Source organism: Sporolactobacillus terrae DSM 11697, assembly GCF_000648615.1.
Taxonomy (GTDB): Bacteria; Bacillota; Bacilli; order Bacillales; family Sporolactobacillaceae; genus Sporolactobacillus; species Sporolactobacillus terrae.
In genome coordinates this window covers 1-15,991 of sequence record NZ_JFZC01000026.1, presented here as the reverse complement: position 1 = coordinate 15,991, position 15,991 = coordinate 1, and the positions used below count along the sequence as shown (strand labels likewise).

Here is a 15,991-nt window from a genome sequence, read left to right as displayed (position 1 = left end):
TTGATGCCTCTTAATCAGCAAACAAATGCAGCACCAACGATAATCAACAGGATGAACAGTACGACGATCAGCGCAAAACCGCTGCCGCAGGAAGCACCACCTACTGGATAAGTTGGGTAGCCGCCGCCACAGCCGCAGCCTTCGCCAGCTCCGCCGTACGGAGCATTAGACGGATATCCGCCGAAACCAAAGTTGCCCATTCAAATCACTCCTTTATCACGAGATACCATATACTATGTAACCCCGGTACATTTGGCGATCATTAAAACGCCCAATCTTGCGGCGAGGCTTGACAAGCGCACAAGAATCACCCACCCTTGTGTTAGAACTTGCAACTTGGAGGAACGATTAATGGGAAAAATGGACGAACAAATTATTGTTGTAAAACGATTGCTATTATTTGATGAAGCGGGCAATGACCTGACGTTTCAAGGAACGGAACAAGATCGAAAAGCAGTTGCCGCTTTAAGTAAGAGAATGGCTGAACATTACCGAGTCATGCGCCGAGGCGATGCGGAAGAAAATCCGCAATTTAAACAGCCGATTCCTTACGCGGTGCTTAAAAAGGGTGATCACTACTTTACTTATAGAAGGCTTGGCGGAGGCGGCGAGCAGCGACTGCATGGGAAACTCTCCATCGGTGTCGGTGGACATATGAACAGGGTTGAGTCTGCTGCGGACTTCGAGCAAGTGCTGAAGCGAAATCTGGATCGGGAAATGAATGAAGAACTGCTTGTACAGAACGCAGAGCCTGCTGAATATCGCACGATTGGATTAATTAATGATGATCAGACCGAGGTCGGAAAAGTACATATTGGCGTGCTTGTAGCGATTTCACTGCCGGATGACGCTGAAGTCACGGTTCGTGAGAAGGATAAACTAGAAGGCAGCTGGAAAACGCTTCAGGAGCTTAGTGATCCATCTATTCTGGAACGAATGGAGAGCTGGTCCGGCTTTGCGATTAAAACATTACAAAAACAATGAGCACCTAGTTGTGAAAAGAATTTCATTTTGCCGTATTCCTAGAGCAGCAACGGTATACTATCAATTGATTCTAGGAGAAAAAGGAATCACTGTTAGAAAGGGTACTCATTAGAAGGAATGGAGCAGATGGTGACAATGAATGAAGAAACGCTGCTTAGCATCGTTGTTCCCTGCTACAACGAAGAAGCGGTTCTTCCAGAGACTTTTAAAAAATTAAGTGAACAGCTTCGCGATTTAAAGATCAGTGGTAAAATCGATCAGTCAAGCTTTATTGTGTTTGTTGATGACGGCAGTACGGATCGGACCTGGGCGCTTATCCGTGAAAAAGCGGAAACCGATGCATGTATTCAAGGCGTGAAGCTGAGCCGAAATTTTGGACATCAGCACGCACTGATTGCAGGCATGGAAACGGTCAGCAACCAAGCCGATTGTGTCATCACAATTGATGCAGATTTGCAAGATGACGTTCGAGCAATTCATGCGTTGATTGACAAGTATCATGAAGGATTTGACGTTGTTTACGGCGTAAGAAAAAGCCGTGATCAAGACAGTTTTTTCAAAAGAAACTCGGCTTTAGTCTTTTATAAACTAATGGCCAAGATGGGCGTAAAGCTGGTTCCAAATCATGCGGATTTCCGATTGCTCAGCAGAAGAGCCGTGCAGGCGTTTAAACGCTATCAGGAAGAGAACGTTTTTATTCGCGGGATCATTCCGCTGCTTGGCTTTAAATCAGCCAAGGTTTATTATGATCGCCGCAAAAGGTATGCGGGAACATCGAAATATCCACTGAAAAAAATGCTCGCTTTTGCCGCTGACGGGATCACTTCTTTCAGTATTGTTCCAATTCAATTAGTCATGAATATCGGATTCTTCTTTGTATTGATCGGCACAGGAATCGCTGCTTACGCATTGATCAACTGGCTGCTTGGCCACACGATCAGCGGATGGACGTCTCTGATTCTGTCGATATGGCTGATTGGCGGTATGCAATTAATTGCCATTGGCGTTATTGGCGAATACATTGGAAAAATTTTTACGGAAACAAAAAAGCGTCCGAGGTATACTATAGAAATCACGACATGGAACAAGAACAAATAACTTGATGACAAGGGAATGCGGCGATTGTGGGCAGTAAATCGGAACAGTACAAGCGGGATGAAATGCGTACGAATCATTCGAACTGGCGCTGGCTAAAGCAGGCGATTCTGTTTGGTTTCGTCGGGGTAAGCAATACAGCGGTGGACTTTATTGTTTTTTACTTACTGACGCATTTTGTATTGATCGACTATGTGATCGCGCAAATCGTTTCGTATGGAGCCGGAATGCTGAACAGCTATCTATGGAATTCAAAGGTAACCTTTGCCGAATCAATGCATTCGCGAGTCAGAGCAATAAAATTTGTAGTGTTAAATGCGGCTGTATTAGGGATTACCTTAGCAGCAATGCATAGCATGCTGTTTTTGCCCTTGTACTTGAATAAAGTCATCAGCACGCTGATCGGACTCAGTGTTAATTTTATTTTAAGTAAACGATGGGTATTCAAATCTTGATGCCGCAGGCACATTGACATTTAGCAGCGCAAAATGTAGAATGCATGTATTCGTATGTGTATGAAAAAAGTTGCAGCAGAAGTGCCTTGTTTCTGCGGGTCAGAATGCTTTTTAGCGGTTTAATACATGCCGTTGATCATGATTTTGTACACGATGGTATTAAGGAGAGCGTATGAAAAATGAGAAAAGTATTAACGTATGGAACTTTTGATTTGCTGCATTACGGGCATATAAATTTACTGAGACGTGCTAAGAAATTAGGCGATTATTTGATTGTTGGCCTGTCCACGGATGAATTTAACGCAATAAAGCATAAAGAAGCCTATCATAGCTATGAGAACCGTAAATTAATTCTTGAGGCGATTCGTTATGTTGACGAGGTCATTCCGGAAAAGGATTGGAATCAAAAGATTTCGGATGTCCAGCATAATGATGTTGATGTTTTTGTAATGGGTGATGACTGGAAAGGAAAGTTTGACTTTCTGAAGGATTACTGTGAAGTCGTTTATTTACCGCGTACGGTGGGCATATCAACGACAAAGATTAAACATGATTTGTTTACGATCAACAATGAGTAAGGAATTACTGATCGACGGGTACCTTTTTCTTTTTAAGGTACTTTTTAATGTATGTAAATTTTTTCCATTAAAGAAAAAAGTGGTTTTTGTCTGCTCCTATACAGATAATAGTCAATTTGTTTATGATGAGTTGACGAGAAGAGAAGAAAAAACAGAGGTGGTCTTTCTTTGCCGTGGAAAAGCCGCATGCGACCATTTTGCTGAAACAGGGGAAAGGGTCGTCCCGATTGAAACAATGCGCGTGGGTGCTATGGTACGCTCGGCATATCATTTGGCAACTGCAAAAGTCATTGTCATTGATAACTACTTCGGTTTTCTTGCCGCTGCGGCATTTAAAAAGACCGTCGTCTGCATCCAACTTTGGCACGCATGCGGGGCTTTTAAAACCTTTGGTCTGGAAGACCATTCTGTTGCATTGAGAACAGCGAGAGCTCGAAAGCGCTTTTTAAACGTATATCGGCATTTCGATAAGATTGTGGTTGGTTCCGATGCGATGCAAGAAATTTTCAAGCAATCATTCGGTTTAGACGAGTCCCATTTTATTCACTTGGGTATTCCACGGACCGATCTTTTTTTTGACTTAAACCGGGAAAAACAAGCTGAAAAATCTTTGCATTGGCTAAGCAGCGGAAAAAAACTTCTTTTATACGCACCAACATTTCGTGATCCTCCGATGCATCAACTCGCTTTAAATCTGGCGGTCATGAAAAAGGAGTTGGCAAGCGACTATGTGTTGATTCTGCGTCTGCATCCTTTGGAGCAAAAGGAAGTTGATCGCAATATTTTTCGTGATCCATTTATTATTGACGGATCGAAGTGGGAGGATGTTAATGAGTTGTTGCTTGTTACGGACCTGCTTATCACGGATTATTCATCAATCCCTTTTGAATTTGCGCTGTTAAAGCGCCCGATGATTTTTTTCCCTTATGATTTGCATCACTATGAAAAAAGCAGAGGATTGAGGGAAAACTATACAGAGATGGTTCCGGGACCAATCGCATCATCAACGCAAGAATTAGTTCAAATGATCAAGAAACAGCGCTTTGATGCACAAAAAACGGCACAATTCTCAGCATACTGGAATCAGTATTCAAAGGGGCAGTCAAGTAGGCTTGTCGTTGATTATCTTTTCGATTGTTTAAGCAAATAAACAACAGCATGCAAAAATGAAGCAAATAGGGATAGGGGAAACGGTTTATGGGTTCTTCCATGACTGGAGAGACATCGGAAGCAAAAGACTATAGATTCTACAACAACCAGGAGGAACAGGGGAAATGATCAGTGAGCAAGCTGAAAAACAAATTAAAAAGATGATGAAGCCGATGATTACGCATTTTGGTGCCAGTCTGAATGAGTGGACGCTCACGATTCGCTTCGACCCAATGGCTAATGAGAAGTACATAAAACGCATGGAGGTACGTCTCTGTGATCGTTTTGGCGATGAGTCCTTCAGCGCCCCTATTCGTTCTGTGGAAAGGGATGAAAATGATTATTGGTCTGCTCAAGCTGTTTTGGCATTGGAACCCATACAGCAATCGCTTTTCGAAAGGGACTATTGGGATTTCTTTATTCGAGTCTCTATCGATCAATCGCTCTTAGAGCAGGTATATGCTGAACTGGATGAAGTCGATGCTGATGCGGCAGCAAATGTTCATGAATCAGCTCCGGATGAGACGGTTGCATTAGACATTCGTTTACGGGCAGCAGGTCAAAGGCAATCTTTAGATGTTTTCAGCATTTATAATGAAGAGAACGATCAAATGCTGATTCCCTATTACACGAATCGTAAACGCCTGTCGCTACGTGTTGATGAGGTTCATGTCATGTCGCGTATCGATCGTGTTGCAATTAGTAGAAACTTCATGCTTACTTTGGAAGGACATGTTGTCTTTCCTTTTTCCGATGTGCTTTCACGGCCGGACATTCAAAAAAAAATATTGCTTGTTGATGCAGATGAAAAAATTATCGCTGAATGGCGTGCTGAAAATGTTGAACGTCCTGATTTGACTGAAGAGGCAAAATCACTTGGAAGAAATTATGATTGGGCCGGTTTTTCGATCGTCCTTGATCTAAAGCCGATTGCAACGCAATTTGCTGATGTGGAAGCACCGACTTCGCTTTACTTCCGCATGGAGCTTACGCATAAAAAAAACGGTATGCTGTTTACTGAACACCCGGTTCGTATTCTCGCGCGTCGCAAAGTAATTACCGGGCGGCATATTATAAAGTTGAATGGACTTAAAAAGAGTTTAATTGTGAAACGCAATCGTAATCACAGCCTTGTATTCCAAATTGCTCCTTACATGATACGTGATGCTGTGAAAAGAAAAGTACGTCGGAGCGTCGGCCGAATTCGAAAAAGCAAAGCGTTTATTGCTGTTTATCATCGACTGTTCCAAACGCTCTCTCACCTCCCCCAAAAAAAGAATCTGGTCATGTTCGAGAGTTTCTTCGGTCGACAATACAGCTGCAATCCGAGGGCTATTTATGAATACATGCGGGATCATTGTCCGGAATACCAGTTGGTCTGGATCGCAAACGCGAATTACATCGATCTGTTTGAACAGTATCAGCTTCCTTATGTTAAACGATTCTCGCTAAAATGGCTCATGCTTATGACGCGAGCAAATTATTGGGTAACCAATGTGCGTTTGCCTCTTTGGATGTCGAAACCAAAAGATACGATCTATCTGCAGACCTGGCATGGCACGCCGCTCAAACGACTGGCTTTGGATATGGAAGAAGTACATATGCCGGGGATAAATACAGAAAAGTACAAACGTGATTTTCTTGCAGAGACGGCCCGCTGGAATTATCTGATTTCCCCGAATGCCTATTCATCGGAAATCTTTGCTCGTGCATTCGGTTTTGAGAACGAAATGATTGAATCGGGTTATCCAAGAAATGATTTTCTCTATCAAAGTAACGATAAAGGGACTATCGATGCGATTAAGGATCGTATTGGTTTGCCAAAGGATAAAAAAGTTATTCTCTACGCGCCGACTTGGAGGGATAATCAATTTTACGGTAAAGGGCGTTATCGTTTTGAACTTGCTCTTGACTTGCAGCGTATGCGGGAGTCGCTTGGCGAAGACTATGTACTGATCATGCGCATGCATTATTTGATAGCCGATCATCTGGACTTGTCTGAATTCAAAGGCTTTGCTTATGATTTCTCGCATCACGAAGATATCCGCGAGCTCTATTTGATTTCGGATCTGCTCATTACCGATTATTCATCGGTATTCTTTGATTACGCAAATTTGAAACGGCCGATGCTCTTTTTCACTTACGATATTGAAGACTATCGCGATCATCTGCGTGGTTTCTATTTTGATTTTGAAAAGAAGGCGCCGGGACCTCTTGTGTTGACGACAGACGAATTGATTCAGGCCGTTAAGAAAATCGCTGAATCTGGATTTGCGGTATCGGACCATTTCGATGAATTTTATCAAAAGTTCTGTTTGTTGGAAAGTGGTCATTCCGCGGAAAAGGTTGTTAAACGTGTTTTTAAATGAATGCGGATTGGTAAGGAAATCGATCAAAAATGTGATTTGTTTATAAGGGTCTCGTACAACGACAGCATGCAGTTCTGAAGCAACTTTATCGTGCAGACTGTTTAGGTTGATGTAGGAACAAAGCATAAGTAAGTGTAGGGTGTTTCAACGTCCAAAACGGACGGTTGAAATGCCCTATTATCATTTATTCTGCTGCTCATTTTATCCGCTGTTTGATAATGTGAAAAAATTGTCATTATTGAAAGCTTTTTAATGGAAAATGCGCTTACATTTTTCGTGTTTGTGGTATATGATAAATAGAGAGAGATGATAAAGAAGCATGGGAAGGTTGGCGATGAGAATGTATAAGATTCTGGTTCCTGTTGATGGTTCGGATCCCGCAATGCGGGCAGTTGACGAAGCGTTGGCCATCGCTTCAGGAAAGAAAGAGGCCGAGATTACGCTGCTCTATGTGAGCCCGTCTCCAGTCTATTTTCCATTTTATTCGATGGTTGGTCCTTCGCTGGACGCAGATGTTAAAGAAGTGGAAGAACGTGAAGGCAATCAGATGCTTGATGATATTATCGCGAAAGCTGTTGCACCAAAATCAGTAACTTTACGCAAAAAGCACCTTTATGGAATTGCTGCACAGGAAATATGCGACTATGCGAGTGATACAAAGAAAAACATGATTGTAATGGGGCATCGAGGCATGGGTGCATTTGGACAGGTCATGCTTGGAAGTGTCAGCAATAAAGTGCTGCAATTGGCAAGCTGTCCGGTACTTATTGTGAAATAAACCATTTATTAGAAATGAATAGATGCATGAAAATCGTGATGAATGAAAACCTTTATGAAGCAAACACTTTATAAAGGTTTTTTTTACTTTATACTTGAAAGTCAAATAAGGTCAGACTATAATAGAGGCATAAGGTCAAATAAGGTCAAATCAAAAAAGTGTTTGGCCGCTAATCAAACTGAAGGAGGTTTGATCTCATGCTATGCGATGAATGCAAGTTAAACCAAGCAGTGATTGAAATGAATGTGATGATTAATGGCCAACAAAGACATCTCCATCTTTGTGAGGAGTGCTATGCGAAAATGAAAAATAATTTCGGTATGCCGTCATTTTTTCAAGGCGGAGCTTCCCCATTCGATGATTTGTTTCGCAGTTTAATTCAGCCGTCCATGGCGTCCGGTGAAAATAAAGCCCAAGAAAATGGAATGAATTTTGATGGATTGCACGGCAATAATCAACATCCAGGCGGCAGATCCGGCGGTCGTAACGGACTTCTTGATCAAATCGGTAGAAATTTGACGGAAGCGGCCCGACAAGGAAAGATTGATCCGGTTATTGGCCGAGAACGTGAAGTTCAACTCGTGATCGAAACGTTGAACCGAAGAAATAAAAACAATCCGGTATTGATTGGTGAACCTGGTGTCGGCAAAACGGCAATTGCTGAAGGACTCGCTTTGAAAATCGTCGAAGGAAAGGTTCCGGCAAAACTGGCTAATAAGGAAATTTACCTTATTGACGTGTCGTCCTTAGTGGCAGGGACAGGTATAAGAGGCCAATTTGAACAGCGGATGAAACAATTGATGGCAGAACTGGAAAAGCGAAAAAATTGTATTGTATTCATTGATGAAGTTCACCTTCTCGTCGGCACCGGTTCTGCTGAGGGAAGCTCAATGGATGCCGGGAATATTTTGAAACCGGCCCTTGCGCGTGGCGAACTGCAAATTATTGGTGCAACCACGTTAAATGAATACCGTAAAATTGAAAAAGACGCAGCACTTGAACGGCGTTTCCAACCGATCGTGGTTAATGAACCGACTCAGGAACAAGCCATTCAAATCCTGAAAGGTATTCAATCGAAATATGAGAACTATCATCATGTACACTATACCGATGATGCGATAAAGGCATGTGTCACATTATCTGCAAGATATATTCAAGATCGCTTCCTTCCGGATAAAGCAATTGATCTGATGGATGAGTCCGGATCGAAGGTCAACTTGAATCTGACGCCTGTAGACACTGAGAGTGTTAAGACGAAAATTGCTGAAATCGTCAAGGCAAAAGAGGATGCGACAAAGCAGGAACAATTCGAGACAGCTGCCCGCCTGCGTGACCAGGAGCATGCGTACAAAAAACAACTGGAACAATTAGAAAAGATCAAGGCCAACGGCGCAGAATTGCCGGTTACTGGTAACGGCTCAGTCGTTGATGTTGAATTAATTCAGCAGATTGTTGAACAACGCACTGGGATACCGGTGCGCAAATTGCAGGCTGATGAGCAAAACAAGATGCGTAACTTGGCGGAACAGCTGAATGCAAAAGTAATCGGTCAGAAAGAGGCCGTCGAGAAAGTCTCTCGGGCGATTCGCCGTAACCGGACCGGATTCCGCAAATCGACACGGCCAATCGGATCCTTCCTGTTCGTCGGACCAACGGGCGTCGGAAAAACCGAATTGGCGAAGACACTTGCTGAAGAAATGTTCGGTGAACGCGATGCGATGATCCGTATTGATATGAGCGAGTACATGGAGAAACATTCGGTATCGCGTTTGATCGGTGCACCTCCGGGCTATGTCGGCCATGACGAAGCAGGTCAACTCACCGAAAAAATTCGCCGCAAACCGTACAGCATTATTCTGCTCGATGAGATTGAAAAAGCGCATCCTGATGTGATGCACATCTTCCTACAGATCTTGGATGATGGTCGCTTAACCGACAGTCAAGGCAGAACAGTAAGTTTCAAAGATACGGTTATTATCATGACCAGCAATGCAGGAATTAAGAATAGATCCGCATCCGTTGGTTTCGGCGCATCGAGTGATCGTGAAGACTTGATTAAGCAGCTCGAAGATTATTTCCAACCGGAATTTTTAAACCGTCTGGATGGAATTATCAAATTCAACGCGCTGAAGAGAGATGATCTGCTCGAGATCGTTGATTTGATGCTGAGCGACATCCGCAAAGCCGCCTTAGAACAAGGCATCACACTTGAAGTTACTGACGCTGCTAAGAAGAAACTTGCAGATTTAGGCTTTAGTCCTGAATTTGGTGCACGACCTTTGCGCCGTGTCTTAGAGGAAAAGGTTGAGGATCAGATTTCCGACCTGCTTCTCGACCACGGTGAAGCAAAGAAAATGACGGTTGACGAAGTAGAAGGTAAGATTAACGTTACAGCTGAATGATAACGTTTGAACGGAAAATCGTGTGAATCAAGTGTCACACGATTTTCTTACATATCAGTGCATTGTTAGCCTCTTCTTTCATTTGTTTGACAGAAGTAGTGAAACGTGGCAAAATGAAATACACAATAGAGCAATAAACGATGAAGGGAATCAGTAACCGGTCGAAAGGACTTGTGCAGAGAGCAGGCGGTTGGTGCAAGCCTAGCAGTCCCCGACGGTGAATTACCTCCCAGAGTTTCTTCTGCGAACGATACGATCGAGTAGTGGAAGACGGCCACAACCGTTATGAGTCAATTAAGTGATTGTTTGATAGATGAACAGTCATCGAGGATGGTACCGTGCGATCAGCACTCCTTATTTTTAGGAGTGCTTTTTATTTTTCCTGTTTAAAACAGGGATTTCCAGTCAAACTATTGATGAAAGGGTGTTTCCTTTATGGATATCATTGATGATTTAAAATACAGGGGTTTGATCAACCAAGTTTCAGATGAAGAAGCACTGCGTGAAGCGCTGAAAAAGCCAATGACTTTTTACTGCGGGTTTGATCCGACCGCCAATAGTCTGCATGCAGGAAATTTGCTGGTTATTGTCATTATGATGCGTCTGCAGAAGGCGGGACATCATCCAATTGCACTGGTAGGCGGCGGAACGGGGATGATCGGCGACCCAAGCGGGCGTTCAACGGAGCGACAGCTAAATACAAAAGAGGTCGTGCAATCTTATGCAGACAGCCTAAAGAAACAGCTGGATCATTTTCTCCACTTTAATGAAGGTAACGCAACCTTCGCGAATAATGCCGAGTGGTTAAATGAGCTTTCAACCATTGAATTTCTACGTGATGTCGGCAAATATTTTACACTTAACTACATGCTCTCCAAAGACTCCGTGCAAACGAGACTTGAATCCGGCATTTCATTTACCGAGTTTTCCTACATGCTGCTTCAATCATTTGATTACCTGAATCTTTATGAGAAGAAGGGCTGTCGCATGCAGATCGGCGGCAGCGATCAGTGGGGAAATATTACCGCTGGATTGGAATTGATTCGCAAACGCGGACATGAGGAACATGCGTTTGCAATGACCTTCCCGCTGATTACAAAGAGCGACGGCACGAAATTTGGAAAGTCGATGGGTGGAGCGATTTGGCTTGATCCTGAACGAACAACGCCTTACGAATGGTATCAATTCTGGATTAACGCTTCGGACGATGATGTCGTTAACTTTTTAAAATACTTTACCTTCCTTACTAAGGATGAAATCGAAACCCTCGCAAAAGAAGTTGCAGAGCATCCAGAGGAACGTAAAGCGCAAAAGACACTTGCACGCGAAATGACGATCCTGGTTCATGGTGAAGAAGCATTGAAGCAAGCAGAGCATATTTCACAGGCTTTATTCAGCGGGAAGGTGGCACAGCTCAGCGGGGCGGAAATTAAGCAAGGATTTAAGGATGTACCAACGTATCAAGCACCGCGTAATGAGCCGGTCAAACTTCTCGACTTGCTGGTGGAAGCAGGGGTTACGTCATCAAAACGTCAGGCACGTGAGGATATTACAAACGGTGCGATTTATATCAACGGAGTACGTCGAACCGACCTGCAGGATGTCCTGACCGAAGAGGATCGAGTCGACAACACGTACATTATTGTTCGTCGCGGCAAGAAAAAATACACACTGATTCAATTTTAAATGCAAGCCTCGTGCATAAATTCTACACGAATCGCACAAAATTGTATCGAAAAAGGAGCGATAACCACTGCTGAGTGGTATACTTCTATTAGTTGAAACAATTTAAGAGATTTGAATCTATGTTCGGCGACAAGGAGGACGTTTTCAATGAGTAACAAAGAAAAATGTTCATGCAGCGGGGCAAGTATCAAGGAAATGTTGGTTGGCGGAATGATCGGCGGTGCAATCGGGGCATCGATTGCTTTGCTTTTTGCACCAAAATCAGGCGCGGAAGTCCGTAAAGATCTTTCCGTAAAAGAATGGGTTGACTGCAGTGTTGATAAAGTGAAACAGACGGCTTCCAATCTGTTGAATAAGGACAATGAACCGTACAGTTGAGTTCAAATCTTAGCCATTTAAAAAGCTCTTCGCACAGATGTAATCTGCGCGAAGAGCTTTTTATGTACAAGAAGATGCATTTGATTGGGTGCCCCATCCTAATTATCCGACATGCTCCGTTGTTTTCGCCGGAAGTGTCAGACAGTTGAGCTGTCCGCCGAAGACGCAACCACCATCAATACCGATAATATTATTCTTGCCAAAGTAAACATCATATGAATCATGTGATTCATGTAAATTCACGGTCGGAGTATGTCCAAAGATGATTGTTTTGTCACCATGGTAGCCTTTAAAGAAGAGTTCACGAATCCATAAAAACGTGTCCTCAGATGTTTCACTGATTGGTTTCTCGGGATCTACTCCTGCATGGACAAAGAAATAGTGCTCGGTCTCAGCGTATATATTCAACTGTTGAATCCAATCCAAGTCCGATTGAAGCTCATCCGGCAGCGTTAGCGTTCCTTCTTGAATGCCTCGGTAAACGCTACCGATCGTTATGCCGTAACTTGCCAACGTCTGAGCACCGCCGTTAACCGCCCAATGGGATACAGCCTGTAGATTTCTACCGATCAAGGCTTTTTCCATCATACTTTCATGATTGCCTTTTAGCGCAATTGCTCCTTGCTTTTCCAGCGCTCGAGCCTTTTTAATCACCGCTTTTGGATTCGTTCCACGGTCGACATAGTCGCCCAGCAAGAAGAGAAGATCCTCCTCCATTGAATAATCAACTTTCTCAAGCAGTGCGTTGAATGCATCGATTTGACCGTGCATATCGCTCATAACAAGCAAGCGTTTGATTGTCTGCAAACCGATAACCTCACTTTCTATAACTATCATAGACAAGTTTTAGTCTATTATGCAACTATTGATAGAATGCTGTTGCTTTTCGATTGTAACGGAAAACCCCCGAAGCTTGGCTTAAGCTTCGAGGGTTGGTCGTGATTTTTCGATTTATTTATCTTCAGAATCATTGTTCTTGGCATCAATACCTGCATCATTCGTATCCGGCTGGATTTTTTGATCCGTATTGTAATTGATCTTCGATACATCTGGAGCAACGAAGCCCTTCGGTGTATAGAAACGGAGAAGATCACCATAGATGACTTTGTCCGAATAATCCAGCATTTTTTTTGCTTGCGTCTCATAAGGCTTTCCAACCGAAGGGTCAACTTTTGTACCGGTTGCATTGTCGTAAACGCTGCCGCCGACGATTGAATACTTATTGGTGATTACATCACCATTTCGAAATGGAACGATCTGTTGATGCTGTTTGGAAAACAGGTCGGTGCCGAATTGAACGTAATTTTTTGTGTTAATACCAAGCAGACTCATTAATGTCGGTCGGACGTCGACATCGCCTCCGTAGGTAGCAACCGTTCCACCGGCAACTTTAGGAATATGAATAAAAAGCGGTACACGCTGAAGCTGGGCGTTATCAAAAGGCGTAATTTGCTCTTTATTCAATACTTTAGCCATCGCCTCATTGTGATTCTCGGACAGACCATAGTGATCGCCATACATAATAACAATTGATTTGTCAAACAACCCTGCTTCTTTTAAATCATTAAAGAATTGTTCGACCGCTTGATCCATATAGTTTGCCGATTGAAAATAGTTGTCAACAACTTTGTCACCGAAGTCCCCAGGTTTGAAGGTTGTATCTTCGGGATCCATACCAAACGGGAAATGATTCGATAACAAAATCAATTTACTGTAAAAAGGTTGTTTTAAGTTTTTCAAATACGGCATCGTTTCTTGAAGAAACGGCTTATCTTTCATACCGTAATTCTTGGTGTTTTCCGAACTCATGTCGTAATACTTTGAATCAAAGAATCGCTCGTATCCAAGTGCTTTATACATCTGGTCACGATTCCAGAATGATTTCACATTACCGTGAAACGCTGCGGTTTCATACCCGTGCTGATCCATTATTGCCGGAGCAGCCTGATATGCATTCGTTCCTTTCATTTGAAAGACAGGTCCCTGGGAAAGCGGAAATAGTGAATTTTCCATCATAAATTCAGCATCGGATGTTTTTCCTGAGCCGGTTTGGTGGAAGAAGTTTTTGAAATAGGTCGTATTGTCGGCACCTGTCGTTAGCTTGTTCAAGAAAGGCGTAACTTCTGTTCCATCAGGCATTTTGTAATTAATGATGAAGCTTTGCAGGGATTCAAGGGAGATGTATATGACATTCATTCCCTTGCCTTTTGCATAATAGTCTGGATTCGGTGCTGCAAAATTCGATTTTGCAAAGTTTTGAATATCATTCATATCGCTGCTGTCAGCCATTGCCCTCTGAGCGTTTGAACGTGCATTTTGAATCGTATCGTAAATGGCAAAATTGTAGGCACCCAGATATTTCACGATATAGTTTCGGTCAAACGTTCTGCTGAGCAGTTCAGGACGATCGGTTTCGGCAAGGCTTAGGTTAACAATGAAAATCATGATCGCAGATACGAACACGGTAAAAATAGCACGAACATGCCAGCGCTCCATACAAGGCCGTGCGACTTTTAAAACAACTAACAAGAGAAGTATTAATGTATCTGTAAAGAAAAAGAAATCAAACGGACTCATCAGTGAGAGAATACTGCCGCCAAGATCACCGGCATTCCCTGTAGACTGAGTCATCGTTGAAAAAGTGATGAAATCGTTAAAGAAACGGTAGTAAACCACATTGGCGAAGAGCCAAAATGAAAGAATGAAATTAATAAAAATGAGCAGCCACTGCTGCAGACGGCCTTTAAAAATAATGGCAATACCTAGAAAGAGCAATGCTGAACTTAGCGGATTAATAAAAAGCAGGAATTGCTGCATCTTATCGGTTACGCCAAGGCTGAACTGAGTCAAATAGACAAAATAGGTTTTCAGCCAAAATAAAAAGACCGTGAGCAAGAAAAGCGCATATTTTTTCGATAACATACGTTGACTCACAGTTAGCAAATGCCTCACGTTTGTTCAACCTCCTAAGATTACATGAAAAGTGATCACATAGGGTAGTCTTGTCAAGTAATGAGTATTTAATCAATTATAATATGATTATATGGAAATTATTGATCCTCTGTTAAAAATGTGTAAAAAAAAGGACACTTCAAGCCTTAGATAATTTTATATCTTTTTGTGTAAAAGTCAAGAATCAGAAAGGTTTGCTGCGGGATGCGTGCAAAAAAGCGCGATTTGTGTTGAATGATCACTTAATCTAATATATAGGAAGAAAAAAATACGCATTCAAACGGAACGCAAAAAATGCACAAGGAAACAGCCCTTCGTGCATGACATGGAAGTTCATGGATTTGTCGCATTCGCGTTCGTCAAGAAAGGGAATCCTTTTCAGCGTGCGCTGCGCAATCGCTTCAATTTTTGCTCGTTTTTTTCAACATTTTTCAACAGAGAAGGATATCTCAAGAGAAGCATACTATAACGACCGAAAAGAAATCCTGCAATAAAGATGAAGTAAACAATGAAGCTGGACGATCCATTTAATGATGGGGTCAATGCGAGATAGTGGATGGAGATAAACTTAAGTATGGATCGGATCGGGATCGAAAGAAACCAAACGAATACAGACATTAACGATCTTGCTAAATACCATGCGCCATCACGGTTCAACAACGGCGTGTAGCGTCCTTGAATTAAACCAAGGATAAAAGAGAAACCTAGAGTAGTTATCATCATGCACCAATCGATAAGCGGTAACGGATGCATTGTGGACAGCGACAAACCGGCACATAAAAGCAAAGCCAAAGGTTGGCGGTAAAGCTTTGCTGTCAAAGGTTTTTCTCTTAATTGATTGAAGAAAACTGCGGCAATCAACAGTGTCCCCACAATGAAAAACATAAAACCCACCTCCACGCACGGTGTCTACGCGATAAATGTATGTCTTAAATGAATTGTCCTATTCCTTAGACCATGCAAAAGTTCTTTTTTTCAGGAAAAGAAAGTATAAGATTTTGCCCCATCTTCAAACCAATAGACCCGTGTCTTGACTATGAATCAAAGCGGAGGTACGAGACGCCTGCGGGAACCGCGTGAGGCCGCTGAAAAACTGTCGATTTTTTGATCTGAGAATTCTGGTTGGCGCAAAAAAGGACCACTTTTCGTCTGCGTTTTGACAAAA

Annotated in this window: 14 protein-coding genes and 1 other annotated feature; of the genes, 10 read left to right on the top strand and 4 right to left on the bottom strand. The window is 42.7% G+C overall.

What is annotated here, in order from left to right:
- Window positions 1-14: 14 nt before the first annotated feature.
- Window positions 15-200: a YjcZ family sporulation protein gene (locus AA84_RS0103695; protein ID WP_028976076.1), complete on the bottom strand. Its 186-nt coding sequence runs from the start codon at window positions 198-200 to the stop codon at window positions 15-17.
- Between the two features lie 151 nt (window positions 201-351).
- Here AA84_RS0103695 and AA84_RS0103690 point away from each other — a divergent pair, with 151 nt between their 5' ends.
- The 10 genes from AA84_RS0103690 (at window position 352) to AA84_RS0103640 (ending at window position 11,874) form a co-directional block, all read left to right on the top strand.
- A complete protein-coding gene (locus AA84_RS0103690; protein ID WP_028976075.1) occupies window positions 352-984 on the top strand; it encodes a hypothetical protein in 633 nt (210 codons plus the stop codon).
- A 126-nt stretch (window positions 985-1,110) separates the two neighbouring features.
- Window positions 1,111-2,082 carry a glycosyltransferase family 2 protein gene (locus AA84_RS0103685; protein ID WP_172968959.1) on the top strand — a complete coding sequence of 324 codons (972 nt, stop codon included), beginning with the start codon at window positions 1,111-1,113 and terminating at the stop codon, window positions 2,080-2,082.
- Between the two features lie 26 nt (window positions 2,083-2,108).
- Window positions 2,109-2,534: a GtrA family protein gene (locus tag AA84_RS0103680; protein WP_081788047.1), complete on the top strand. Its 426-nt coding sequence runs from the start codon at window positions 2,109-2,111 to the stop codon at window positions 2,532-2,534.
- A gap of 179 nt (window positions 2,535-2,713) precedes the next feature.
- Window positions 2,714-3,112 carry a glycerol-3-phosphate cytidylyltransferase gene (gene tagD / locus AA84_RS0103675; protein WP_028976072.1) on the top strand — a complete coding sequence of 133 codons (399 nt, stop codon included), beginning with the start codon at window positions 2,714-2,716 and terminating at the stop codon, window positions 3,110-3,112.
- The gene (locus AA84_RS0103670; RefSeq protein ID WP_028976071.1) at window positions 3,105-4,262 is read left to right on the top strand and encodes a CDP-glycerol glycerophosphotransferase family protein; all 1,158 of its coding nucleotides are present in this window, start codon (window positions 3,105-3,107) and stop codon (window positions 4,260-4,262) included. The genes tagD and AA84_RS0103670 overlap by 8 nt, the downstream gene beginning before the upstream one ends.
- Before the next feature lie 124 nt (window positions 4,263-4,386).
- Entirely contained in the window at window positions 4,387-6,630 is a 2,244-nt protein-coding gene (locus tag AA84_RS19550) for a CDP-glycerol glycerophosphotransferase family protein (RefSeq protein WP_051575305.1), read from the top strand.
- 334 nt (window positions 6,631-6,964) lie between these two features.
- The gene (locus AA84_RS0103655) at window positions 6,965-7,408 is read left to right on the top strand and encodes a universal stress protein (protein WP_223362476.1); all 444 of its coding nucleotides are present in this window, start codon (window positions 6,965-6,967) and stop codon (window positions 7,406-7,408) included.
- Window positions 7,409-7,605: 197 nt separating this feature from the next.
- On the top strand, window positions 7,606-9,810 hold the full coding sequence (locus tag AA84_RS0103650) for an ATP-dependent Clp protease ATP-binding subunit (RefSeq protein ID WP_028976069.1): 2,205 nt from the start codon (window positions 7,606-7,608) through the stop codon (window positions 9,808-9,810).
- A gap of 131 nt (window positions 9,811-9,941) precedes the next feature.
- Window positions 9,942-10,168: a binding site (T-box leader), on the top strand.
- Between the two features lie 77 nt (window positions 10,169-10,245).
- A complete protein-coding gene (tyrS, locus tag AA84_RS0103645) occupies window positions 10,246-11,496 on the top strand; it encodes a tyrosine--tRNA ligase (RefSeq protein WP_028976068.1) in 1,251 nt (416 codons plus the stop codon).
- Window positions 11,497-11,643: 147 nt separating this feature from the next.
- Window positions 11,644-11,874, top strand: a complete 231-nt coding sequence (locus AA84_RS0103640) for a YtxH domain-containing protein (protein ID WP_028976067.1) — start codon at window positions 11,644-11,646, stop codon at window positions 11,872-11,874.
- A gap of 102 nt (window positions 11,875-11,976) precedes the next feature.
- Here AA84_RS0103640 and AA84_RS0103635 read toward each other — a convergent pair whose 3' ends face one another.
- The 3 genes from AA84_RS0103635 to AA84_RS0103625 all read right to left on the bottom strand — a co-directional run bounded on the left by AA84_RS0103635 (window position 11,977) and on the right by AA84_RS0103625 (window position 15,711).
- Window positions 11,977-12,672, bottom strand: coding sequence for a metallophosphoesterase family protein (locus AA84_RS0103635; RefSeq protein WP_028976066.1), 696 nt, complete (start codon window positions 12,670-12,672; stop codon window positions 11,977-11,979).
- A gap of 153 nt (window positions 12,673-12,825) precedes the next feature.
- Entirely contained in the window at window positions 12,826-14,796 is a 1,971-nt protein-coding gene (ltaS, locus tag AA84_RS0103630; RefSeq protein ID WP_037562903.1) for a lipoteichoic acid synthase, read from the bottom strand.
- 408 nt (window positions 14,797-15,204) lie between these two features.
- Entirely contained in the window at window positions 15,205-15,711 is a 507-nt protein-coding gene (locus AA84_RS0103625) for a hypothetical protein (protein WP_028976064.1), read from the bottom strand.
- Window positions 15,712-15,991: the final 280 nt, after the last annotated feature.

Coding starts and splice junctions, on each gene's coding strand:
- AA84_RS0103695 (WP_028976076.1), bottom strand. CDS start 200: ATGGGCAACTTTGGTTTCGGCGGATATCCGTCTAATGCTCCGTACGGC.
- AA84_RS0103690 (WP_028976075.1), top strand. CDS start 352: ATGGGAAAAATGGACGAACAAATTATTGTTGTAAAACGATTGCTATTA.
- AA84_RS0103685 (WP_172968959.1), top strand. CDS start 1,111: ATGGTGACAATGAATGAAGAAACGCTGCTTAGCATCGTTGTTCCCTGC.
- tagD (WP_028976072.1), top strand. CDS start 2,714: ATGAGAAAAGTATTAACGTATGGAACTTTTGATTTGCTGCATTACGGG.
- AA84_RS0103670 (WP_028976071.1), top strand. CDS start 3,105: ATGAGTAAGGAATTACTGATCGACGGGTACCTTTTTCTTTTTAAGGTA.
- AA84_RS19550 (WP_051575305.1), top strand. CDS start 4,387: ATGATCAGTGAGCAAGCTGAAAAACAAATTAAAAAGATGATGAAGCCG.
- AA84_RS0103655 (WP_223362476.1), top strand. CDS start 6,965: ATGAGAATGTATAAGATTCTGGTTCCTGTTGATGGTTCGGATCCCGCA.
- AA84_RS0103650 (WP_028976069.1), top strand. CDS start 7,606: ATGCTATGCGATGAATGCAAGTTAAACCAAGCAGTGATTGAAATGAAT.
- tyrS (WP_028976068.1), top strand. CDS start 10,246: ATGGATATCATTGATGATTTAAAATACAGGGGTTTGATCAACCAAGTT.
- AA84_RS0103640 (WP_028976067.1), top strand. CDS start 11,644: ATGAGTAACAAAGAAAAATGTTCATGCAGCGGGGCAAGTATCAAGGAA.
- ltaS (WP_037562903.1), bottom strand. CDS start 14,796: ATGTTATCGAAAAAATATGCGCTTTTCTTGCTCACGGTCTTTTTATTT.
- AA84_RS0103625 (WP_028976064.1), bottom strand. CDS start 15,711: ATGTTTTTCATTGTGGGGACACTGTTGATTGCCGCAGTTTTCTTCAAT.